The sequence below is a fragment of the Rossellomorea aquimaris TF-12 genome (assembly GCF_001648555.1).
GTDB lineage: Bacteria > Bacillota > Bacilli > Bacillales > Bacillaceae_B > Rossellomorea > Rossellomorea aquimaris.
The window spans coordinates 187,432-210,438 of record NZ_LQXM01000025.1 but is presented as its reverse complement, the minus strand read 5'-3'; the positions used below and the strand labels follow the sequence as shown (position 1 = coordinate 210,438).

27 protein-coding genes and 2 riboswitches are annotated in these 23,007 nt (G+C 39.1%); of the genes, 18 read left to right on the top strand and 9 right to left on the bottom strand.

What is annotated here, in order from left to right:
- Positions 1-57: 57 nt before the first annotated feature.
- The 4 genes from IQI_RS07575 to IQI_RS07560 all read right to left on the bottom strand — a co-directional run bounded on the left by IQI_RS07575 (position 58) and on the right by IQI_RS07560 (position 5,269).
- A complete protein-coding gene (locus tag IQI_RS07575; protein WP_064092040.1) occupies positions 58-1,215 on the bottom strand; it encodes a CdaR family transcriptional regulator in 1,158 nt (385 codons plus the stop codon).
- A 378-nt stretch (positions 1,216-1,593) separates the two neighbouring features.
- Positions 1,594-1,851: a GlsB/YeaQ/YmgE family stress response membrane protein gene (locus IQI_RS07570; RefSeq protein WP_064092039.1), complete on the bottom strand. Its 258-nt coding sequence runs from the start codon at positions 1,849-1,851 to the stop codon at positions 1,594-1,596.
- 75 nt (positions 1,852-1,926) lie between these two features.
- On the bottom strand, positions 1,927-3,399 hold the full coding sequence (locus IQI_RS07565; RefSeq protein WP_064092038.1) for a phospholipase D family protein: 1,473 nt from the start codon (positions 3,397-3,399) through the stop codon (positions 1,927-1,929).
- Between the two features lie 532 nt (positions 3,400-3,931).
- Positions 3,932-5,269: an MFS transporter gene (locus IQI_RS07560; protein ID WP_064092037.1), complete on the bottom strand. Its 1,338-nt coding sequence runs from the start codon at positions 5,267-5,269 to the stop codon at positions 3,932-3,934.
- Positions 5,270-5,448: 179 nt separating this feature from the next.
- Here IQI_RS07560 and IQI_RS07555 point away from each other — a divergent pair, with 179 nt between their 5' ends.
- Positions 5,449-6,120, top strand: a complete 672-nt coding sequence (locus IQI_RS07555; protein ID WP_064092036.1) for a haloacid dehalogenase type II — start codon at positions 5,449-5,451, stop codon at positions 6,118-6,120.
- A 66-nt stretch (positions 6,121-6,186) separates the two neighbouring features.
- Here the strand turns inward: IQI_RS07555 and IQI_RS07550 are convergent, their stop codons facing one another.
- Positions 6,187-6,801, bottom strand: a complete 615-nt coding sequence (locus IQI_RS07550) for an NAD(P)-dependent oxidoreductase (RefSeq protein WP_064092035.1) — start codon at positions 6,799-6,801, stop codon at positions 6,187-6,189.
- Positions 6,802-6,964: 163 nt separating this feature from the next.
- Between IQI_RS07550 and IQI_RS07545 the strand changes: the two genes are divergently transcribed.
- The 4 genes from IQI_RS07545 to msrA are packed head-to-tail and all read left to right on the top strand — an operon-like array spanning position 6,965 to position 9,749.
- A complete protein-coding gene (locus IQI_RS07545) occupies positions 6,965-7,291 on the top strand; it encodes a CHY zinc finger protein (protein ID WP_064092034.1) in 327 nt (108 codons plus the stop codon).
- 9 nt (positions 7,292-7,300) lie between these two features.
- A complete protein-coding gene (locus IQI_RS07540; RefSeq protein ID WP_064092033.1) occupies positions 7,301-7,900 on the top strand; it encodes a DUF6624 domain-containing protein in 600 nt (199 codons plus the stop codon).
- Between the two features lie 16 nt (positions 7,901-7,916).
- Entirely contained in the window at positions 7,917-8,810 is an 894-nt protein-coding gene (locus tag IQI_RS07535) for an alpha/beta fold hydrolase (protein WP_064092032.1), read from the top strand.
- Positions 8,811-9,749: a peptide-methionine (S)-S-oxide reductase MsrA gene (msrA, locus tag IQI_RS07530; RefSeq protein WP_064092031.1), complete on the top strand. Its 939-nt coding sequence runs from the start codon at positions 8,811-8,813 to the stop codon at positions 9,747-9,749.
- Between the two features lie 43 nt (positions 9,750-9,792).
- On the opposite strand, the gene IQI_RS07525 is transcribed toward msrA, so the two are convergent.
- The 4 genes from IQI_RS07525 to IQI_RS07515 all read right to left on the bottom strand — a co-directional run bounded on the left by IQI_RS07525 (position 9,793) and on the right by IQI_RS07515 (position 13,270).
- Entirely contained in the window at positions 9,793-10,308 is a 516-nt protein-coding gene (locus tag IQI_RS07525; RefSeq protein ID WP_064092030.1) for a DinB family protein, read from the bottom strand.
- 126 nt (positions 10,309-10,434) lie between these two features.
- The gene (locus IQI_RS21160) at positions 10,435-10,566 is read right to left on the bottom strand and encodes a hypothetical protein (RefSeq protein WP_268874480.1); all 132 of its coding nucleotides are present in this window, start codon (positions 10,564-10,566) and stop codon (positions 10,435-10,437) included.
- A gap of 165 nt (positions 10,567-10,731) precedes the next feature.
- Complete coding sequence (locus IQI_RS07520) at positions 10,732-12,261, bottom strand: FAD-dependent oxidoreductase (RefSeq protein WP_064092029.1); 1,530 nt, start codon at positions 12,259-12,261, stop codon at positions 10,732-10,734.
- Between the two features lie 154 nt (positions 12,262-12,415).
- The gene (locus IQI_RS07515; protein WP_408007137.1) at positions 12,416-13,270 is read right to left on the bottom strand and encodes a bifunctional 5,10-methylenetetrahydrofolate dehydrogenase/5,10-methenyltetrahydrofolate cyclohydrolase; all 855 of its coding nucleotides are present in this window, start codon (positions 13,268-13,270) and stop codon (positions 12,416-12,418) included.
- A 46-nt stretch (positions 13,271-13,316) separates the two neighbouring features.
- Positions 13,317-13,412: riboswitch (ZMP/ZTP riboswitch) on the bottom strand.
- A gap of 194 nt (positions 13,413-13,606) precedes the next feature.
- Here IQI_RS07515 and IQI_RS07510 point away from each other — a divergent pair.
- From IQI_RS07510 to IQI_RS07455, 13 genes are all read left to right on the top strand, one after another.
- Positions 13,607-14,341 (top strand): SDR family NAD(P)-dependent oxidoreductase, encoded by a 735-nt coding sequence (locus IQI_RS07510; RefSeq protein WP_064092027.1) that lies wholly within the window; start codon positions 13,607-13,609, stop codon positions 14,339-14,341.
- Positions 14,334-15,353 carry an S-adenosylmethionine:tRNA ribosyltransferase-isomerase gene (locus tag IQI_RS07505; RefSeq protein ID WP_064092026.1) on the top strand — a complete coding sequence of 340 codons (1,020 nt, stop codon included), beginning with the start codon at positions 14,334-14,336 and terminating at the stop codon, positions 15,351-15,353. The genes IQI_RS07510 and IQI_RS07505 overlap by 8 nt, the downstream gene beginning before the upstream one ends.
- 11 nt (positions 15,354-15,364) lie before the next feature.
- Positions 15,365-15,718, top strand: a complete 354-nt coding sequence (locus IQI_RS07500) for a VOC family protein (RefSeq protein WP_064092025.1) — start codon at positions 15,365-15,367, stop codon at positions 15,716-15,718.
- A gap of 339 nt (positions 15,719-16,057) precedes the next feature.
- Positions 16,058-16,145: riboswitch (cyclic di-GMP riboswitch) on the top strand.
- Positions 16,146-16,287: 142 nt separating this feature from the next.
- On the top strand, positions 16,288-16,629 hold the full coding sequence (locus IQI_RS07495; RefSeq protein ID WP_064092024.1) for a DUF192 domain-containing protein: 342 nt from the start codon (positions 16,288-16,290) through the stop codon (positions 16,627-16,629).
- 109 nt (positions 16,630-16,738) lie between these two features.
- The gene (locus IQI_RS07490) at positions 16,739-16,909 is read left to right on the top strand and encodes a Flp family type IVb pilin (protein WP_064092023.1); all 171 of its coding nucleotides are present in this window, start codon (positions 16,739-16,741) and stop codon (positions 16,907-16,909) included.
- A gap of 70 nt (positions 16,910-16,979) precedes the next feature.
- On the top strand, positions 16,980-17,120 hold the full coding sequence (locus tag IQI_RS21310) for a Flp family type IVb pilin (RefSeq protein WP_231893397.1): 141 nt from the start codon (positions 16,980-16,982) through the stop codon (positions 17,118-17,120).
- Positions 17,121-17,216: 96 nt separating this feature from the next.
- Positions 17,217-17,741: an A24 family peptidase gene (locus IQI_RS07485; protein ID WP_064092022.1), complete on the top strand. Its 525-nt coding sequence runs from the start codon at positions 17,217-17,219 to the stop codon at positions 17,739-17,741.
- On the top strand, positions 17,735-18,118 hold the full coding sequence (locus IQI_RS07480; RefSeq protein ID WP_064092021.1) for a TadE/TadG family type IV pilus assembly protein: 384 nt from the start codon (positions 17,735-17,737) through the stop codon (positions 18,116-18,118). Before IQI_RS07485 ends, IQI_RS07480 begins: the two co-directional genes overlap by 7 nt.
- Before the next feature lie 7 nt (positions 18,119-18,125).
- Positions 18,126-19,043, top strand: a complete 918-nt coding sequence (locus tag IQI_RS07475; RefSeq protein WP_064092020.1) for a TadE/TadG family type IV pilus assembly protein — start codon at positions 18,126-18,128, stop codon at positions 19,041-19,043.
- Between the two features lie 8 nt (positions 19,044-19,051).
- Positions 19,052-19,747, top strand: a complete 696-nt coding sequence (gene cpaB, locus IQI_RS07470; protein WP_064092019.1) for a Flp pilus assembly protein CpaB — start codon at positions 19,052-19,054, stop codon at positions 19,745-19,747.
- Between the two features lie 11 nt (positions 19,748-19,758).
- On the top strand, positions 19,759-20,610 hold the full coding sequence (locus tag IQI_RS07465; RefSeq protein WP_064092018.1) for an AAA family ATPase: 852 nt from the start codon (positions 19,759-19,761) through the stop codon (positions 20,608-20,610).
- Between the two features lie 116 nt (positions 20,611-20,726).
- A complete protein-coding gene (locus tag IQI_RS07460) occupies positions 20,727-22,043 on the top strand; it encodes a CpaF family protein (protein WP_156509863.1) in 1,317 nt (438 codons plus the stop codon).
- A 1-nt stretch (position 22,044) separates the two neighbouring features.
- Positions 22,045-23,007, top strand: a complete 963-nt coding sequence (locus IQI_RS07455; RefSeq protein WP_064092016.1) for a type II secretion system F family protein — start codon at positions 22,045-22,047, stop codon at positions 23,005-23,007.

Here is a 23,007-nt window from a genome sequence, read left to right as displayed (position 1 = left end):
TCTCCTAAACTTTCCCTTGTGAAATTAAAAAAGATTGTGCATTTGCACAATCATGTTTTATAAATCTTTATTGATTTCTAAAATTATTAAGATAAATCGTAGTAAAATCGCATCATCAAATCGTCGAGGGTTTAATCCTGTCTCTGTTTCCACGCTTTCGAGTCGATACAAAAGGGTGTTTCGGTGAATATGTAGGGTTTTAGCTGTTTCTTTCATATTCAGTTGGCATTCAAACAACACCTGAAGTGTATGTCGTAGGGTTGAACTTAGTTGAACATCTTGATCATAGTAACGACTCATAAATTCCTTACGGGTCTCTACGGGGATTTGCTTGATAAAGTCCATAATCCCCCAATCCTGTATATGAATATAATCGGTAAACTGAGGGAAGCTTTCTTGTAACTCTAATGAACTCAGTGCTTCTAAATAGGATTTCCTATACCCTGTGACACCGGAATAATTACTGCCGACCGCTACTTTTACTCTATATTGCTTTTCTTGTAAGTTTCGTTGGATACGTTTTGCAAGCAGGACCACTTCCGCTTTTGTCGTGCTAATGCTTGAAGGAATTCCAATAATACAGTGGGAGTCATGAATAAAGGATTGAAATGGCACTTCAGGTAATTGAAGCTTGATTCTCCTTACAAGTTCTTCTTTCACAACAGAGAGTTGGAGCGTATTAGTAGAATGAGAGTATAAGTCTTCAAAACGCAACAGTAGAATTTGGACTTTTTGATCTGTTTGAAGATGCAAGTAATGACGAGCAAAGGATTCGGTTTTTTTTTCATCAAAATAATGAGGGTGAACCAAATCTAATAACCAGTTATCCATCAAAGTTTTTTGATACTGTAATTGATTATGAAAATGAACCTGCTGCAGCATGACTTCCACTGTTACTTTCACTATTTTCACAAACTGGTCCAGTTCATCTGGAGCCCCTGTTACCCCAACGACTCCAATCATCTCTCCTAAAAATTCAATAGGGAGGTTGATGCCTTCTTTTGAACCATGATACTTTCTCAAGTCATCCTGAAAAATGATCAAGGGCTCTTTTTTTCTAAGGACGTGCAAAGCTCCTTCGTGAACTTGATCCACTCGGGAAGAGTCTGTACTTGCTACAATAACGCCTGATTCGTTCATAATATTTATATTGTAACTAACGATGGTTTTCAATTTCGAAATAATTGGATAAGCTAGCTCTTCTGTAATATGCATGTGATACACCTCGTCATTCGTCTTGATTATATTTTAGCATATGTTTTTTTCTTGAATATTCAGGGTAAAGACTATTAAACAAAGGAGGTTGCCTGCATGAAACGTTTAATTGGTAAGCTGATCAAATGGGGACCGATTATTTACCCATTTTATAAAAAGTATCGAAATAAAAGAAGACATAAAAAGACGATGACGTATTAAGAGCAGCCTAATAGGGCTGTTTTTTTATGAGTAGTAATTAGAATTAATTGTCAAATTCGATAAAACAAATGTAAATTTCAAAAGCTACATGAAATGAACGATTATAAAAAATAAGTCCTTTTAAAACAATAAAAAACTCCTTACGATGTATCGTAAGGAGTTTTTTAAATACTGAAATTAGTGAGTTGTTCTTCTCATTCCTCTTAAAATTAAGCTTAAAATGAAAACAAAGATAATAGCGCCTAATAAAGCCGGGATAATAGCGATTCCTGCTAATGATGGTCCGAAGCTTCCTAGAAGTTCTCCGCCAATCCAAGCACCGATGATACCAGCGATAATGTTTCCGATAATACCACCAGGAACGTTTTTACCTAAAATAAGTCCTGCTAACCAACCGATGATTCCACCAACAATTAAGTAAAGAATTATACCCATTTTTATTACCTCCAATTAATTTATAAGATGTGTTGTTGATACAATATAAGTTCCCTGTATTTCAAAAGTTGAAACCTAATATGTCGTGACCTGGAAAATTTTCTGTAAAATATACATGATATATTTAAAGACCGGCAGCTTATCCTGATATTTCTTATAATCAAGAGTATAGGTGCCATCTTCGTTGTTCCAGATACGATTAAAATAATTATCAATTTCCTTCATGGTTTCACCGTTTGTAGGTCCAACAATCTTAATATCTTCCTCTAAGTTATAATCATCCATGTTACGGGAGGTGTAGTTTCCTGACCCTCCTATGACTGTGCTTTCTTCTTTCCCTTTTACAAAAATAAATTTTGTATGATATTGCTCCTTGTTTGTGTTGTACCAACGGATTGTAATGTGTTCATTGTCTAATTGGTGAAGTTCAGCTGCAATAGGTAAGTTCGGTAAGCCGATCTTTTCTTGACCGAAGGCATTTTGATTTGGATCTAAAACGATTCGTACTTCTACTTCCCGTTTAGCAGCATCCTCAATGGCATCTATAATATCCCGGTCAGCCAGGTAGAACATGCCGATCCAAACTTCATCTCCTTTTTTTGCTTCTTCTAATGCACGTTCAACACTTCTTTGAATCTCTCGTTCAGTCACTATTTGAGCTTTTACAGAGGAGTCATCAGCTCCACTAGTAGGCTTAATCAGCTGATCTAATTCTTCATCAGTAGGGAAGGCATTCACCTCACCGTTTGAGAACGTAGCAACTGCTTTTTCAGCTTTTACCATGTCTTTTAAGATTTCACCCTTCACTTTAAAGGCGATATTAGAATGGTACCCACTGGCATCATGAGGGTTAGCCGATAAAATCATTCCAGCATCCTCTGTAACCACAATTTTTCTGTGGTTCGCTTTTACGTTAAGTAACTTTAAGTAGGACCTCATAGTCACCTTTGGAGCAGATTTTGCCATAGGGTTTGGAAGCCATCCAGCTCCCTCTTGACCAAACCATCCCAAAGTTGTTCTCCAAATTCCTGAGTATAAAATATTTGGATCTCGAAGACGATTTAAATCAGTATAAACGACTTCAGCTCCAAGTTCTTCTAAAGGCTTCAGTTGTTTTGCTGTATGAGAATTATAGGTTGTATTGATTTCGTCACTAATGAAGACGACTTTTAAATGAGGTTTCTTTTTCATTTGCTTTTGAATCGTTTGTGACAGCTTCTCGCTTATTTTAGGGTAGTCTCGTTTCCCGTCTGTGTATCCATTCACTAAAAATAGGTCAAGGACAAGAAAGTCATCTGCTTCTTCAATGGTTTGATATACTTCATTGAAAATAGATTGATCGTAAACCTCTTTCCCGTCTTTTTGATAAGTGAGGTCGTAAAGAAAATCGATATCCTTCTCAGGAATCGTATAGGCATCACTTTTAATAGAAATGCCTGGTGGAAGGGGCTTGACCCGATGGTATAGCATAATACCTGTAAGGATTAAGATAATAATACTTCCTATTTTCCAGCTCTTTCTTTTGTACCACTTCTTCTTTTCTGCCAATTGAATTCCCCTGTTCTACTGTTTTTTCTTACTATACCCTTAATATTGGTAGAGAAATCCTTTTTTAAGGGGTGTTTTCAAATGGTTTCTTATCTTGAAAGTTTTGGCTGTTTTAGAGAAGTAAATAGTAGTTGATTTCCGCTTCAGGATTCTCGACTCCTACTAGATTTTCCTAACTTTCAATAAAAGTAATATGAGTTTTAGAAGGGGAATTGAAACAAAACTTGACCGTTCCTTTTCGCTCCAGGCACTTGCTTTCCGCGGGGAGGAAGTGGAGCGTCTATCACCCGCAAGAGTCAAGTGCCTTCCGCTCCAATCCACTCTGGGGTTCTATATTCTGACTGCATATGACGGGTAGACAGGTTTGGACCTGAAAAAGTTCACATGAAGATCGATTAAATACTCTGGTTGACAAAGCCTTGGCAGATCTGTTTTAAATTAACAACAAAATTTGCGAAAAGAGTAATACTAAAAAAACTTTTTAAAAAATGATCAACAAAAAAAGTCGGAGCAATGCTGCTCCGACTTTTACTCACAGAGTAATATGTTTACGATAGAGACCTAATAACAGAAGAGACACCGTCATAAGTCCAATTAAAACAAGGAAGGTGTTTTGAAAAGCGTTTACTTCAAAAGTAGCTCCTCCCATTTCAACAATGATTCCTCCGAGTACAGAACCTGATGCACTGCCAACAAAATGGGTAAGCTGTTTTACCCCAATACCAGAAGCAATTAAATCCTTACTCATGACACGTGATACTTCATTGGTTGAGCTGGAAGACAGGCTTGAAAATCCAAAGCTGGTAAACATGTACCCTAACATAATCATGTACTCATTTATAGGCGAAAGAAAATAAAAGATGATCGTAGAAAGTATTAGAAGGATATGGGCGAAAAGCATCACCTTCATATTTCCGTATCGATCAATGAGTTTCCCTACATAAATGGCAGCTACTGCGGATAGCATAGCGCCGGGAAAGATAATAAAACCAACCGTAGTAGGATTTTTTTCGAATACGTGCTGAAGCATTAACGGCATCACAATTAAAATGGCAAAATGAGTGGCGAAGCCTAGAAAGCTCATATACAGGAGTTGACGATACCCTTTGTCTCGAATTAAAGCAGGCTGGATAAAAGGTAACGTGATTTTATTCATCCGTATCCAAAGTGCTCCTAAAAAGACAATACCTCCAACAAAATAATACCAGTGAAAGGTAGAGATAAAGAGGAGGAAGAAAGTAATACCAACACCAGTTAATAGCCCACCAGCTATATCAAAATACCCTTTTCTTGTTCCTTCGGTAGGCAGATGACGATAAAGAATCGGAATCATGATAAGTACACATAAGGTAATGAGAAATAAGTAATTCCAGCTTAAATAATCTGTTATGACTCCCCCTACAACAGGACCTAATCCAAATCCAAGTGAAGAAGCAGATGCGACCATCGCTAAGGCGCGACCACGTCTTTCTAGAGGGACAAATCGACCGGCAAAGACCATGGAGAGTCCTGGAATAGCGGCTGCCCCTACGGCTTGAAACAATCGAGAGACTAATAGCCATAGGAAGGATTGAGCAAAAAAACCAGCAAATGAGGCAACTCCAAAAATGGATATGCCAAGGATCAGTAAACGTCTGATTGGCAAGTAATCGGCCAGTCTTGTATAGGTAATGGTACAGATGGCAAGTACGATGGAATAACCGGATACGATCCAGGCTCCTTCAGATGGAGCTAGGGAAAACTCCTTTAACACGTTTGGGAGGGCAACGTTAAACATCGTTGTATTCATAACAACGAGCCAAACCGTTAAGCTTAAGAACAAAATCGTTTTCGTATAAGAAGTAGATTGCTCCCTCTGTTCCATATTCATCACATACCACCTCCATTTTTTATTTAGATACTCGAAGAAATATATCATAAATCTTGGTGATATAAAATCAATTTGATTTTGAGTACCGATTGTCCTTTTGAATACTGAATCGAAAAAGAGTTTAAAAGTTCATCAATGGTCTATTATAAAAGGAGACGAGTCAAAGGGAGGATTGGATAATGAGTAAACCGCAAATTAAAGCCTTTGTTTTTGATGCATATGGAACCCTTTTTGATGTTCATTCTGTTATTGAAAAATGTAATGAACTTTTTCCGGATAAAGGGGAGGAAATTAGTAAGGTATGGCGCCAAAAGCAGTTGGAATACAGCTTCTTGCGTCAATTAATGGGGAAATACACGACGTTTCTTGAAATTACTAAGGATGCTCTTTACTATGCTTGTAAGGAAGCAGGGGTAGAACTTTCAGAGGGTAATAAAAAAGAATTAATTAAATCGTATTTAAAGCTTGAGCATTATGAAGAAGTAGAAAGTGTGTTAAAAGAACTAAGCTCTTTCCAAAAAGCCATTTTCTCAAATGGATCACTGGATATGCTTACTCCACTGGTGGATCAATCCTCTTTCGGCCATTTATTAGATGAAGTGTTAACAGTAGATGAGGTAAAACAATTTAAGCCGACACCGATGTCTTATCAGCTTGTTCTTGAAAAGCTTGGGGTAAGAAGAGAAGAAGTATTGTTTATGTCTTCAAATCCGTGGGACATCGCTGGAGCCACAAGCTTTGGATTTTATACAGCTTGGATTAACCGTCAGGACAAGGTGATGGATGAGTTAGGGGTTAAACCCCATTATGAATACCGTGATTTAAATGGAATTTTAGAGCATATCGAATAATTATATGGGACTTGGTTGAAGTCTCCTGTTTATTTCAGGAGGCCTCAAGTAAGTCCTTTTATTATGCTAGTAAGCTAATCCGACTGATTGATTAACATGTGTGTTCTTTTTGATGGATTCGAGTAGAAAGTGAGCCACATCAGCACGTCCAATTTTTCTTCCTTTCTCAGGAATAGAAGTGATATCTGTTCTATAATGAGAGGTGAGGGGGTCTTTCGTTAATTGCATTGGTCTGGCAATGGTATAGTGAACTCCGCTTCTCATAATAGCATCAACTGCATGTCGGTGATCGTTTAATACATTCCGCAAAATGAACTGAGCCAGTTTACCTTGTAGTCCAGGAATTTCTTTATGTATACCAGCTGAAGCAACATAGGCTATTCTATTTATTTCATGAGTTTTTATACCTATTAGAATGTTTTTCGTCATTTCGGTTAGTTTGGATGTTTTACCTAAACCATCTGACCCTAGGCATGAAATAACGGCCTCTTGTCCTTTTAAGGCAGCCTCAACATCACTCATATTAGTGGCATTCCCTTGTATAGTTACTAATAAAGGATTTGAAATGGTTAATTTTGAAGGCGTTCGAACAAATGCTGTCACTTCATGTCCTTCTGCTAAAGCTTGTTTTACTACTTCTTGTCCCGTTCCTCCAGTAGCCCCGAAAACAATGATTTTCACGTAGAACCTCTCCTTTTCATCTTTTTATTAATTGTATAGTACAAATTAGATCAATGACTAGTTTCCGATGTTCATTTTTTACTAGTTTAAAATCTTTATAGGATTTCTATGTAGTAGTATAGAAAAATAATAGTATGAGATAAAAATAGGAGTGAATGGCAACATGGAAAAAACAATTCCTGTAAAAGGTGTAGAAGTGGATTCAAAGACTAGATGCCTTCATTATCATACAGAGAAAGATATTATTGCCATTAAATTTAAATGCTGTCAAACATATTATCCTTGCCATTTATGTCATGAGGAGACAGGGGGGCATAAGCCAACCCTATGGTCAAAGGATGAGTGGAATACCACAGCCATTCTGTGTGGAGAATGCAAGAATGAGTTAACCATTTCAGAATATATGAATTGCCAATCAGTATGCCCACACTGCGAATCCTCCTTTAATCCAGGATGTCAAAACCATTATCATCTCTATTTTGAAAGGTGAGAGTACTCTATGAGCCAGTATCAAAGCATTACTGAACAATTAATTGCATTAAAAATGTTGGATCAGCAAAAAAGAGAACAATTAATAAAAGATGGAATCTTGTTTGAAGGGTATCATCCTGAAATGGAAAAAATACACATAGAGAACGGTCAAAAATTGAAAGATATAATTAAAAAAATAGGCTGGCCGAACAAAACAAAGGTTGGTACAAAAGGAGCGGAAGCAGCGTGGTTGGTTATACAAAATGCCATTAGCATTCCAGACCTCCAAAGAGAAACCTTACCTATGCTTGAGAACGAAATGAAGAACGGAGAGATTGAACCTTATCAGTATGCCTATCTCGTGGATCGCGTTTGTTTTTTTGAGAGGAAGCCTCAGAGATATGGAACTCAATTGGATTGGGATCAGAATGGGAATATGAGTACATGTCAAATAGAAGATGAAAAGAATGTAGATAAGAGACGGGAAGAAATGTGCCTTTCGCCATTACAAGAGGAGGTAGAAAGAGTCCAAAAAGAAATCGTTGAAAACCATGTATCACCTCCAAAGGATATGGACGAACGAGCTAGAGAAGTGGATGAATGGCGTAGACGAGTAGGGTGGATTTAAAAAGGAGGAAAAGTGAGTGGAATCTCATTTTAAACAGATTGGAGATCGGAACGTTCATTATTACGTAGGGGGAGAGCCAGGGAAACCAACCCTTATCTGTTTTCATGGCTTAACAGGCAGTAGTGAGAGTTTCTTGGAATTGGCTGAGTATCTAAAAAATGACTTTCACATATATCTCTTCGATCAACCTGGTCATGGTCAAACCGATCCTTTTCATGAAGAGAATGATTACTTATTTTCCTCAATGGCTCACTATTATAAAGAACTCTTCAAGGAAATCTTATTAAATAAGCCTTTTTATTTAGTAGGTCACTCTTGGGGAGGAGATACTGGACTTCATTATGCTTCATGTTTTCCTAAAAGTGTGAAGGGGTTAATCATGTTAGACGGCGGCTTCACATTCCCGCATTACCAAGAAGACATGTCCTTTAAAAAGACATCTGAAGCGTGGGAAGATTTTATTGAACACTTTACATTCAACTCATATGAGGAAATGTTTAATCAGTATAAATTGTACACGAGACGTTGGAACTCCAAATTGGAGAAAGTGACGTTAGCCACCTTTCAAAAAACGAGCCCTTATCAACTAATCTCCACCAAAGAAACTTGTATTTCCATTATAAGAGCTTTTTTTCAAGAGCCATTTTATGAAGCGTATACGGATGTTAAGTGTCCGTTATTATTAATTCATGCATCAGAGCCAGCTGAGCTACATGAAGCAAGAAAGAAGGGGATTAGAGCCTTACAGCATGACGTAAAAGAGGTCAAAGTGATAGAGTGGCAGGGCGGTCATAATCTCCATTGGGACGATCCACAGGGGATTGGAGAATGCATAATGAAATTTGTGCAGAAAATAGAAGATAGGAACAACTTCTTTCATGTTACATGTGAAACAAAAGGAGCTGAATAAATGGAAATAGCAACGTTTGCCGGGGGTTGTTTTTGGTGCATGGTAGAGCCATTTCATGAACAAGAAGGAATTGAAACCGTTGTTTCAGGCTATACGGGTGGAGAATCGGTAAACCCAACCTATAAAGAAGTGATTTCAGGAAGCACGGGTCATTACGAAGCTGTTCAAATTACGTTTGATCCAGACTTGTATCCATATGAAAAACTGATAGATCTTTTTTGGAAGCAAATTGATCCAACTGATACTGGAGGTCAGTTCAAAGACCGAGGAAAGTCTTATCGTACAGCCATTTTCTATCACAACCAAGATCAGAAAAGAGTCGCTGAAAAAACAAAAGAAGAGATGAAGGGGAAGTTCATAAATCCGATTGTAACGGAGATTCTACCTGCAAAGGCTTTTTACCCTGCAGAAGATTACCATCAGGATTTTTATAAGAAGAATGCCTTTCGATATGCCTTATATAAACGTGGATCCGGTCGAGAAGAGTTTTTGAAGAAGCATTGGCCAGAAGACCGAACGTATTTAAAGGAGCGGTTATCTGAAATCCAGTACTTGGTTACTCAGGAGAATGGAACGGAGCCCCCTTATGAGAATGAGTATTGGAATAACACAGAAGAAGGCTTATACGTGGATATTGTTTCTGGAGAGCCGTTATTTAGCTCTAGAGACCAGTTTGATAGTGGGTGTGGATGGCCAAGTTTCACAAAGCCTGTAATGGATGCAAGTGTAAAAGAATCTTATGATTTGACGCATCGCTCTACACGATTAGAAGTAAGGAGTAGAGAAGCTGATTCACATCTTGGTCATGTTTTTTCGGATGGGCCAGGTCCTAAAGGTCTTCGATATTGTATTAACTCTGCTTCTCTTCGTTTTATCCCAAAAAAGCAGTTAGAAGCTGAAGGATATGGAGATTGTTTGATTTTATTTAGAGGGAAATAAAACGAGTACGACTGATCCAGGATACTCGTTTGTTTTATGGGGCTTATACTTTTTCTTCAACCTTCTCCCAAAGGTTTTCAACACCTTGTACTCTCTTAATTGCAGTAATGACGCCTTGGTGTAAGCCTTCATGCCAGTTGGCGAAGGAAAGAACTTCACCTAAAGTAGTGAATGAGAATTTTTTTCCTAGAACAAAAGGTTTTACTCCTTGTTCCTCTAACCGATCTGAGAAAGCCACTTTAATTCTTTCCGACTGTGATTCCAGATGCTCACGAAGCTCTTGAAGTGTAGGTGGAGTCAATTCATTCCACGTATGAGGGCTAGTGTTAAACCCAAATAAATCCCCGTAATGTGGAGGGAGTTGTTTATGTTCATTCTCACCTACAAACGAGTAGAGAAGGTTTTCCTGAGATAAAACAATATGACCCAGGTTCCACCGAATTGAATTTTTAAACCCAGGTGGCATATCATCTGCCTGCTGTTCAGTGGTAGCATCAAGGGCAGCAATAGTTCGAAAACGAATAAAATCCATTTGTTGAAATAACATATCTTCCTTCATATCTGATTCTCCCTCATAATATTCTCTATCTATCTATTCGTGGTAATGGAGGAGAATCCTCTAAATAGAGAAGGATGATCTAACAATGTTAGACCATCCTTGTTTGGTAGAGGCTGCTATTCGTTCTTAATCCTGAGGGCGGTTCTTCTTCGATTTCACTTGGCCAGTTGTGAATTCTACTAATTCAGAACTCGTTCGATTACTTTTGGCATTCGTATTACTTTGAGCATTACGGTTCCCTTTTTTCGTACGACCCATTCGAATCCCTCCTCATTAAGTAACTCTAGCACTTCTATTATTTGATATTTTTCAGGAAATATTCTGACGTATAGAACGACAAAATATGTCAAATGATGAAGTGTTTCTAAATCCATACGACATTTCCCGGGCTATATTTCGACAAAGGTTTTGGAGGTCCGTCCCTCAAAGTTGGGTTAATGGTTTGTCGGCTGGTCCTTCGAGGACGTTGCCGTCGATGGAGAAGCGGGAGCCGTGACAAGGGCAGTCCCAGGTGTGATCTCCGTGGTTCCATTCGCATTCACAGCCGAGGTGGGTGCAAGTGGTATCGACAAGGTGCAATTGCCCTTTGTCATCTCGGAATGCCCCGCATCTTCGTCCGTTCAGATTAACAACGTCACCTTCTCCGTTGTACAAGTCTTCAGGTTTTTTTATTGGAATTTGTAATTTCCCTTTTACTAATTGACCAGCTACATTCACGTTTTGCTTAAAGAAATGCTTAATACTTGGGTCAGCAACAAAACGGGATGGAGTATATAAATCTGCATATATATTATGATTTCCCATAATTTGATCCGAAATAATTTGACCAGCAAGAGTCCCTAGGGTCATACCCCATTTTTTAAAGCCAGTAGCTACAAAGATTGTTGGATGTTTTTTAGTCAGTTTACCGATATAAGGAACCTTATCCAGGGTAATTAGGTCTTGGGCGGACCAACGATAACAAACCTCTTCCACACCTAGTACCTCTTCTCCATACTGCTTCAATGCTTCGTAATGCTCCATAGTATCTTTACCTTGTCCCGTTTTATGATTATCCCCACCGATGAATACGATCTTTTCTCCGTTTTCGTCTTCCTGGAAGCGTAGTGACCGTGTTGGGTTTTCGGCACTTAGATACATCCCTCCTGGAAATTCTTTTTTTGATTTAACCCCAATTATATAAGAGCGTTCGGCATACATCTTTGTGAAAAATAGACCCATTCCATCAAAAAAAGGAAAGTGGGAACAAATCGCTACATGTTGGCTATCAAGATGGTAGCCATCCATTGTTACCACTTGAGTATTTTCCCCTTCATTAATGGTCTTGGCAGCCGTCCCTTCATAGATTTGGCCACCGAGATTCAAGTAGGAATCAACAAGCTTTTTAAAATACTTCAAGGGATGAAATTGAGCCTGGCTTTTCATTGTAATGGCATTCTTAATGGTGATATCGATAGGAAGGTCCTCGACAAGTTCTCCAGTAATACCGAGGGTCTTATATGCCTCATACTCCATTTTAACCTTTGAAGCATAATGATCCGTAGTGGCATAAACAAACGAATCTTCTTCTGAGTATTGACACTCTATTTGTTCAGAATGTATGGTGTCTTGAATAAATTGAAGTGCTTTTTGATTCGATTGATAATACTTTTTAGCATATTCTTCTCCAAAGTGCTGGATCAATTCGTCGTAAATCAAGCTATGCTGTGCAGTGATTTTTGCTGTTGTATGCCCGGTTGTCCCATTTAAGAGGCGGTTTGCTTCGATTAACGCGACTTTCTTTCCGCCTTTTGCCAATAAGTAGGCAGTCGTAATGCCGGCAATTCCACCACCTACGACGGTGACATCGACTTTGAGATTTTTTTCTAGCTTCTTAAATAACGGCAATTGGACGTTTTCTCTCCAATATGGTTCTGGTGGTAGAGCAAACGCATCCTTATTTTGATAATCCATGAAAACGCTCCTTTTTCCTTTTCGTTTCCTTACCATTTTCTCCTAAATGGCGAATATCATAAGTGCTTATTGGAAAAAGGAATGAACAATTTGAAAATAGCCAAAAAAAGAAACTGACTCACAAAAGTAAGTCAATCTCTAAAAGACCAAAAGGTTATGAATTTTGAATGGATACACCGTATTTTTCAGCCGAATCAACGGTCTGTTTTAAAAGCATGGAGATGGTAACGGGGCCAACTCCACCAGGTACGGGTGTGATAGCGCTGGCTTTTTCATAGCAAGCTTCGTAATCAATATCTCCAACATTTCCTTTGTTATAGCCTGCATCCAGTACAACTGCGCCCTCTTTCAGCCAATCTCCTTGGATAAAACGAGGCTTTCCAACGGCTGCAACGACGATGTCAGCTTGAGAAAGGATGTCCTTTAAGTTTTCTGTATATGAGTGGCAGGTCGTTACCGTTGCGTTACGATTTAATAACATCATGGAAACAGGCTTACCTAAAATCGGACTTCTCCCAACAACAACTGCGTGCTTTCCTTCAAGGGATACATTGTAATAATCGATGATGCTCATAATGGCAGCGGGTGTACAGGAAGGATACTCTCCAAACCCTAATGAATTTTGTCCAAACCCTAAGCTTGTGACTCCATCCACATCTTTTTCAATGGAGATGGCTTCAAAGGCCGCACGTTCATCAATTTGGTGAGGAACGGGGTGCTGGAGAAGAATACCGTGAACCGTCGAGTCTTCGTTTAACTCGTTGATTATTTCTAAAAGCTCGCTTGTAGTTGTTTCCTTTGGAAGGTGAATCTTTCTTGATTCCATGCCAATTTTGGCACATGCGTTTCCCTTCATTTTCACGTAGGTAGCTGAAGAAGAGTCGTCCCCAACCAGTACCGTGGCAAGACAAGGTGTTATGCCTGTTTCTTTTAAAGAAATAACCTTTTCCCTTAAGCTGTCCTTCACTTCAGTTGCAACACGATTTCCATCTAATAATAGTGGTTCCACTGCAATCCCTCCTGATTATAGTAAAAAAAGACAAGGGTATCCCCTTGCCTTCTGCCCAGGCGATCGGCTAATGGCTAAAGTTTGTAAGGTTCGCAGCTCCCTTGTGGTTCATTCCACATTTTCGCCAGTCACTGCTAATTTATTTTCAAATTCATTATAACACGAATGTAAAATTAAATTCTAGTTTTAATGTTCGTGTTTTTGTTGAAATCAGTCAAAAGTATGATAGAGCTCTCATTCGAATTTTCTACCCTGTTCCTTCCCCTTTAGACGATTTGATTCCTTTTGCATTTTCATAAGATAAGAGTAACAACAGAAACGAGAGGAGAAATGAACATGTTGAAAAATAAGGTGATTATGATTACAGGAGCTTCAAAGGGATTAGGGAAGGCTTTGGCGTTACAGTTTGCAAAGGAAGGAGCAAAGCTTGCCCTTTGTGCACGGAATGTAGAACCATTGAAAGAAGTGGAAAAAGAGGTGAAGGCTTTAGGAGCAGAAGTGATGATTCTATCAGCCGATGTGTCGAATCCCAGAGATGTTGATCGATTTGTATCTGTTGCGGAAGAAGTATTCGGAAGAATTGATGTTTTATTTAATAATGCTTCTGTTTTTGGTCCGGGACCGACACTCCTAGGGGATTATCCAGATGAAGAATTCATAAATGTACTACGCATTAATACGCTCAATCCCTTTTTTATGACGAAGAGGATATTGCCTGGTATGTTAAATCGTCAAAGTGGGTCGATCATTAACCTTACCTCAGAAGCTGGAAAAACAGGGTTCGCAGAGTGGGGAGCGTACGGTGTTTCAAAATTCGCTGTGGAAGGATTAACACAAATATGGGCAGATGAACTTGCAGAAACGGGAGTAAGGGTAAACATGGTGGACCCTGGTGAAATGGATACAGATATGCACGACAAAGCCGTACCTCTCTGTGACTATCCACTGGCAAATCCAGAGGATCATTTGGATGTTTTTCTGTATTTGGCTTCCAAGGAATCTGTTAAAGAGAATGGGAATCGTTTTGAAGCTCAAACATTTCAGTGGGAAAGAGGTGAACAGAATGAATGAACTTGTCATGAAATTCGATGTTCCCTCCTCCTTAAATGCCTCTGCTCCTGTTGAAACACAAGGGAAATCAAGGGATGACGTGAAGCTTATGGTATTGAAAAGGAGCACAGGAGAGTCTGAGCATACAGAATTTAAACAGCTGTCTGATTTTCTAAATAAAGGTGATGTTTTGGTACTGAATAATAGTCGAACCATTCCGGCTTCTCTTACTGGAACACAGGGAAATAGAAAGGTGACCATCAGACTCTCACGGAAAGTAACGGAAAACAGTTGGGATGCATTACTGATAGGTGACATTTATAAGGCTTTAGAGCCAATTGAATTCTCGGGTGGTGTAAAAGCTAAGATAATCGGCAAGGGTAGTGAACAGCCTTTAGTACGATTGGAATTTAACGTGAATGGTACAGGGTTTTATGACTTTCTATATCGTGAAGGTGAGCCCATTCGTTATGAATATATTAAAACTCCTTGGCCATTAAATTGTTATCAAACAGTGTATGGCTCTGTTCCAGGCTCTGTTGAGATGGCTTCAGCAGGGAGAGCATTCACTTGGAAGCTGATGCACACTCTTAAAGAGAAAGGGATAAAAATGGTTTTCCTTCAGCTTCATACTGGACTTAGTTATTATGGAGATGATCGATGGCCGACACCTAAAAATCATCCGGAGGAATACCATGTCCCAAAAGAAGCCGTTCAGGAAATTATACAGGCTAAGAAAAATGGAAAACGTGTCATTGCGATTGGAACGACGGTTGTCCGTGCTCTTGAAACGGTATCAGCCCAGTATGGGGAATTACGACCAACCAGGGGGGTAACAAATTTGTATATCTCAAAAGAGACCCCGTTGAAAATAGTCGATGGACTGGTGACAGGATTGCATGAGCCAGAAGCCAGTCATTTGGATCTGTTATCCGCCTTCATCGCGGAGGAGAAATTGTTTCATGCCTATCAGGGAGCGCTACTGAAAAACTATAAGTGGCATGAGTTTGGTGATATGAATTTGATTGTTTAGGAGTAGAAAAGATGAACTTACATCATATCGGCATAAACGTTCGTAACTTAGAGGAATCTAAGCAATTCTATCAAACCTATTTTGGCTTTCGCGAGGAATTATACCTAGAAATGAAAGATGAAACGATTTTGTTTTTAGTGAAAGATACTTTAAGACTAGAATTAATTCATGATTCCGTAATTGGAGAATCGCGCAGTCTAAAAGCCCATTTCGCAATGGAGGTAGAGGATCTGGGAGAATGGATAGATTTTTTAAAGAAACAAAAAATAATGCCAATTGAGGGACCGATTGATATTGATAATAGATGGAAGGTTGTGTTTTTTTTAGGGCCAGATGGAGAATTAATCGAATTGGTAGAGACATAAAAAGCATTATAACGTGTTTAAACTACACTATGTGATTATTTCCCCCTAAATAATTTGTCAAATTTCACGAATTAAAATTTACAAAAATAGACTTTATTACCTATAAAAACACATTATTTCAGAGGGATTACGATAAAATAAAACAGGTATAAAAGACTATTTAAAAATAATACAAAGAACCTATTGTGTTATATGTGGGTAATTTGTATTATATATGAATATTCCGACTATTACGTTATTAGGTTAATTTTTGAGTATATTGAACGATTCCTTTTTTCATAGATTCACAATATGATGGTGTCAAGAGATCAGACGGACAAACAATATGAAACTACTGAATCTCGATAAAGGCAAAGCTGGTGAAAACTAGTGACGCAAAGCTAAAGGGGCTAAGGTGATAAATTCACTATGCCAGCCAGTTACCGAAGGATCCAGGGAGATAGGACGAATCACTTGTGTTAATGGAAGAGGAGGAATAATCCCCTTTCATGCCCTAGCAAGTATGTTCTGTTGTAACCCCACCTTTCGGTAAAGGCGGGGTTATTTTTTATAGGGATGGAGGTGAAACGTTGAAGCTTGTTAACCTGAGTAATGAGAGAGTCATCGCAGATTCACTAAAGGAAGCTTATCATTTTTTTAACAGACTTCGTGGGTTGATGTTTACGGATAAGCTCGACTCAGGCACTGGTTTACACATAAAGCCCTGCCGATCCATTCATACGTTTTTTATGAACTACCCAATTGATGTCCTTTATGTAAATGAGCAAAACATTATTGTAGCGATTGAAGAAGCCTTAGAACCTGGTAAAACAGGGAAGCTATATGCTGATGCATCTTCCGTCGTTGAATTACCTGCAGGAACGGTAAAAGAAACAGGTACACATATTGGACATACCCTGAATTTTCAGTAACCAGTGTCGTAAGTTAAATGAAATAGAGCGGAATTGAAAAGGAACTTCCCTCTGATCAGTGACGTCTCTTAAACAAAACAACCAAAAACAATTCTAGGAGGAAATAATGATGATGAACAAATTAAAAGGTTTAGTAGTAGAAGAGCAAGGACAAGGTATGACGGAATATGGTTTAGTATTAGGAATTATTGCTGTGGCGGTAGTTACTACACTAGGTTTACTACGCGAAGAGATTCTTGCTATGTTCAGTACTGTAACTAATGCAGTTGTTAACCGCTAAAATGAACATTACGTACAACAATTTGTCGGAAATTATTGAGAGTTTCATTCTTAATGAAAGTGGACAAGGTATGACAGAATATGGTCTTGTTCTAAGCGTCATCTCTGTATCCATCATCTTATCTGTTGTTACACTTCGAGAAGAAATCCTCTCTATGTTTACAAAAGTTGTTGCAGATTTAACAAAAGGAAATGAACTTATAAATTCGTAATTCCCCCCTTATTATAAAGAACAATGCCAGAAGCCTTGCGTACTAGTGCGTAAGGCTTTTTTCAAAAGAAATCCACCAGCATGTGAGGGATTATAAATGAATATACTAGATGCTTTATTGATTATTGTTTTACTCGTGTGTGTTGGGACGGACCTCAAAAGTAGAAAGATTTATAACAAGGTTATATTTCCTTCTCTCCTCCTAACCTTTGGACTACACATATACCTCCATGGTTTTTCCGGTTTCACACAAGGATTATTAGGTTTTTTAGTAGGTTTAGCCCTCCTCCTTATTCCTTATTTAATGGGTGGATTAGGGGCAGGAGATGTAAAGCTTCTCGCTTTGGTTGGTGCTGTAAAAGGTGTTTCCTTCGTCTTAATGACGGCAGTTTATATGGCCCTATTAGGAGGAGTGATGGCTTTATTCATTTTATTGTTTAGAAAAGGTGTGTGGCATCGATTGAAATCTATCGTGTACTACCTTTCCAGTTTAAAGCAGGGAATGAAGGTTCCATTAGGAATTGATAAAAATGACTTTCAAGCCACTTATCCATACGGAGTAGCCATTGCAGGAGGAGCGTTTGTGACGTTATTCATGAAAGGGGGAATCTTCCCTTGGTAAAGAATGAGTCAGGGCAATCCATTGTAGAGATGGCGTTAGTTCTACCTGTTCTTCTCCTTCTATTAGTAGGAATCATAGATTTAGGAAGACTACTATACTCTTATTCTCATTTACATCTCGCAACCCAAGAGACGGTTCGATTAGGTGGACTTGGTCAAGGAGACGGAGAGATGATCCAGTTTGCCCGAAATTATATTTCTTTTCCGGATTCTACTTTATTAGATGTAAATATTTCTCCCGCTGAAGGAGGTCGTGAGTCCGGAGACTACATGACGGTTCAGCTTTCGTATCCTTTTGAACCCTTTACACCATTTGTGGATCAGCTATTTACAGGGCCAGTACAAATTCAAACGGATTCTACGATTCGAGTAGAGTGAGGTGAAAATGGTGAAGGTTTTTAGATTATTAATGAAAGAAGAGAAAGGAAATGCTCTTGTTCTTGTCACCCTTGCTCTTATGAGTTTGCTCACCATGGCAGGATTGGCCATTGACGGTGGAATGCTGTTCATGACAAAGAGTCATCTACAAAAAGCGGCAAATGCAGCAGTTTTATCAGGTGCACAGGAGCTACCTCATGATACAGAAGAGGTGAAGCTCATTGTAAACGACATCTTATCCTCACATGATTCTCAGATTGCACTGCAAAACATTGAAATTACTCCAGAAAAGGGCGTAGGTGTGGATATAGAGAAGTCAGTAAAGCTCGCTTTTTCTTCCCTATTGGGAAAAGAATCTGTGAATGTTGAAGCTCACGCAGCAGCTAAGCTGGGGGTAATGGGAAAAGCGGTTGGAGCAGCTCCTCTAGGAATTGATGAGAAGGTAGTCCTTGAATACTACAAAACCTACAAGCTTAAAGTTGATTCAAATGATGTGGAATATGGAAACTTTGGAGTATTAGCTTTAGGTGGTACAGGTGCAGAAACATATGAAGATAATTTGCGAAATGGATATCAGGATGAAATTAAAGTCGGGGATATCCTAGAAACTCAAACAGGAAACATTGCTGGTAAAACGAGAAGTGTCGTCAGTGAGCTTGTAAATGGATGTACGGAAAATCCTCGAGATGTTAATGAACGAGATTGCTCCCGAGTCATTCTAATACCCGTTTATAGTGAACATAGTCATGACGTTAACCAATTAAAGGAAGTGGAAATCAAAGGCTTTGCCTATTTCTACATAACAGACCCGATGGATCCAAAGGATACATCGATAACCGGTATGTTTATTAAGCGGACAGGAACGGGCTTTGAAGATGACCAGGCATTAAATAAAGGTGCGTTCAGCATAAGACTAACAGAGTAGGTGAAATGATGCGTTCAAAATTAATATTGTTCCTTGCCTTAGTGATGGGCGGAATCACAACATTTTTGTTTTTTAACTATATGAAGCAATTTGATACAGCCAAGGTAGTCAATCAAAATACGGTTGAGGTTGTTGTAGCAAGTGAGAAAATTAATGAAAACGAACGAATTACGGAAGATAAACTAAAAGTCACAAACTTACCGTCAAAAGGACTTCATCCACAAGCAGTAAAGAAAAAGAATGATGTAGTAGGAAAGTACGCGACAGCTGCCATTGAAGCAGATGAAACACTTCTTACACATCGAATCAAAAGCTCCAAAGAAGAAACACTATTTGTTTCAAGAAAAGTGAAAGAAGGATTTCGTGCAATTTCCATTGGAGTAAATATCGTACAGTCTGTATCTAACTTAATTGAACCAGAAGATGTAGTAGACGTTATTGCGTCAGAAGAAATTAAAGTCGAAAACAAAAACACGATCAAGACGGAGCAAATACTGTCAGAGGTGGCAGTCTTGGCCGTTGGTCGAAAAATGATTGCTGCAACAAGTGAAGAAGAGGAGTACGTGGAATATACGACTGTTACCTTAGAGGTTAAACCTGAAGATGCCGTTAAGCTAGTCAACGCTGCTGAAAAAGGGAATATTCATTTTACTGTTCACTCAAAAATTAATCAAAAGAATGAGAACCAAGATAGCAAGGAGTAAGGGGGATAAAGATGACAAGCGAAAATGTTAAACAACCATCTCCAAAAAAGAAAAGAGGTGAAATGATTGCCGTCTGCAGTGCAAAGGGTGGAGTTGGAAGAACCGTTTTAACGGTTAATCTAGCCATCTCTCTTTTTAAAAAGAATATTGGCGTCAGTATTTTAGACGGTGATTTGCAGTTTGGAGATATAGGTTTAGCAATGGATCTTCAATCTACCTTTACGATAAAAGACGTTATGGAAGAAATTGCTCAGCTAGATGAGCACACACTCATCAGCTATCTCTGTAAGCATGACTCAGGAGTTAGGGTGCTGCCAGCCCCGGATCGCCCTGAGTTTGCTGAGCTTGTAACGAAGGAAGCAATCCAAAAAGTCATTGACCTCCTTCTACAAGAATTTTCTTATCTCGTGGTCGATACAGGTGTAGGACTCGGTGAACAAACGATTGAACTACTTGAAAAGGCTGACCAAATTCTCGTTGTCACAAATTTAGAGATGGCGACTCTGAAAAACACGAAGCTTATGCTTGAAACTCTTGAGCTTCTTGGAATAAGAGACAAAGTTCAAATAGTCATTAACCGTTCAACCATGGAAAGTGTGATTGGAGCCAGTGATGTGCCGGATATCTTAGGGATTGAGGACCCCATCTTTATTCCAAATGATTTTGGAGTTGCATCTCAATCACTAAATGTAGGAATTCCATTTGTCATCAACCAAGGAAAAACAGAGATTGCAAAATCGATTTTTAAGATGGCTGAACAGCTTACATCAAGAAGAGATATTTCTTATATTAAGTCAAAAAATCCATCGGTGCTGTCCAAATTGCTTAGCTTTAAACGCACAAAGGAGGGGACAGGAGAATGAGCTTACTAAAGCGAATCCAAGAAGCAACTCCTGAACAAGAAGCAACAAACGAAACCAAAGAAATCCAAATCGATCAACACAGTTCACCAGAAACCAAAGCACCCAAAAAAGACCTAATGTCAGCTTTTCGTGAGGGACGGACCTCTGATTCACCCAAAAATAATCAGCCCAAAATTGATAAGCATCAAGAGTTAAAATCCATCCTCCATAAGAAAATCTTGAGTGAAATGAAAGAAAATCAAGATGTTGATGAGATTATTCCGAAGATTGATAGCATGGCGATTGAGATTATTAAAGAGGATGAAACCTTTCGAGGAAGAATTGACCGGAAAAAAGTCGTTGAAGAGCTGATCAATGATTTAACGGGCTTTGGTCCCATTAACCCGTTATTACTAGATGAAGATGTTTCAGAGGTCATGGTGAACGGCCCGGATAGGGTCTATTGCGAGCGCAAAGGGAAGCTGGAATTAACGAGTATCACCTTCCGTGATGATGAGCATGTCATGAGTGTAATTGAAAAAATTGTTTCCCCCATTGGACGAAGAATTGACGAAAGCAGCCCAATGGTAGATGCTCGTTTGCCTGATGGTTCGCGTGTAAATGCGATTATCCCCCCGCTTGCCCTTAACGGACCAACCATTACGATTCGAAAATTCTCAAAGGATCCTTTTACCATTGAAAACCTTGTTGAGTTTGGAACGTTGAGTCATGAAATGGCCATCTTTATAGAAGCTTGTGTAAAAGCTCGTCTGAATATTTTTGTAAGCGGTGGAACCGGGTCGGGTAAAACGACTACCCTGAATGTACTTTCTAACTTTATCCCGTTAGATGAGAGAATAGTAACGATTGAGGATGCAGCCGAGCTTCAATTAGGACAGGACCACGTTATATCCTTGGAATCCCGTCCACCAAATATTGAGGGGAAAGGTTCCATCAGCATTCGAGATTTAGTACGGAACTCCTTGCGTATGCGTCCAGATCGAATTGTCATCGGGGAGGTTCGTGGAGCAGAAGCGTTAGACATGCTTCAAGCCATGAATACCGGACATGACGGATCGCTGGCCACAGGGCATTCCAATAGCCCTCGGGATATGCTATCCCGTTTAGAAACCATGGTGTTACTTGCAGGAATTGATCTTCCTGTCAAAGCGATTCGTGAGCAAATTGCCGGTGCCATTGATATTATTATTCAGCAATCAAGGCTAAAGGATGGAACCAGAAGAATTGTCAGTATTACAGAGGTACAAGGGCTAGAAGGAGATGTTATCGTCTTACAGGATATCTTTACGTACATTCAAACAGGAATGGGCGAAAACGGAAAAATCTTAGGTAAGCTTGTTCCGACTGGAGTTCGACCAAAATTTTATGAACAGCTAGAAACATCGGGTATTCATATTCCCGCCAGTGTGTTTGTAGAAGGTGAGGATTGGTAATATGAAATGGTATCTACTATCTATGATTCTATTTTCTACCTTTCTCTTATTTTCAGCCATTTTTCAAATGATTTTTCTTTCAGATAAGAGAATTCAAAAACGAATGAAACGATATTTAGATCAACAGGATAAAAAAGGCTTTGATCGAAAGAAGTTTAATCTTGCTCTTCAAATCCAGCTGACGACAAAAAATATAAAAGACAATGTATTAACGAAAGAGAAGAATTCTAAGCTTGAGATATCCTTAAGTCGAGCGGGAATTCCATTGAAGCCCGAGGAATTTGTTTTATTACAATGGATGGCCATTGTCATGGGGGCAGGATTGCTCTTCATCATAACAGGTAAACTTCTTTTTATTTTTGTTGGGGCTTTCCTTGGTTTCTTCCTCCCACGGTGGTATATCAAAAAGAAACAAAAGGATCGGGTACAAAAGTTCAATGACGGTTTACCAGATATGCTTTCAACCGTAGTTGGTGCACTAAGGGCAGGCTTTAGTTTTCCTCAATCCTTAAAAACGGTTGTCGATGAATCACAATCTCCGATTAAGGAAGAAATGGAAACCGTACTACGTGAAATGCAATATGGAAGCAGTATGGAAGAAGCTCTGCTTGGTCTGCATGAGCGAATGCCAAGTGAAGATTTGGATTTAATGATTCAGGCCATCCTGATTCAACGACAGGTTGGAGGAAACCTGGCTACGGTCCTGGAGAAGATTGTGGATACTATTCGTGAACGTACTAAGATACAACGTCAAATCAAGACTCTCACCGCACAAGGACGTCTATCCGGAATTGTGATTGGACTGCTTCCGATCATTCTCGCTCTTGTCCTTTATGCCATAGAACCAGAATATATTGGAACCTTGTTTATTCACCCTATCGGAATTGCCTTGTTGATTGCAGGTGGGATTTCAGGTGGAATCGGATTCTTTCTCATTCGTAAGCTAACGACAATCGAGGTGTAA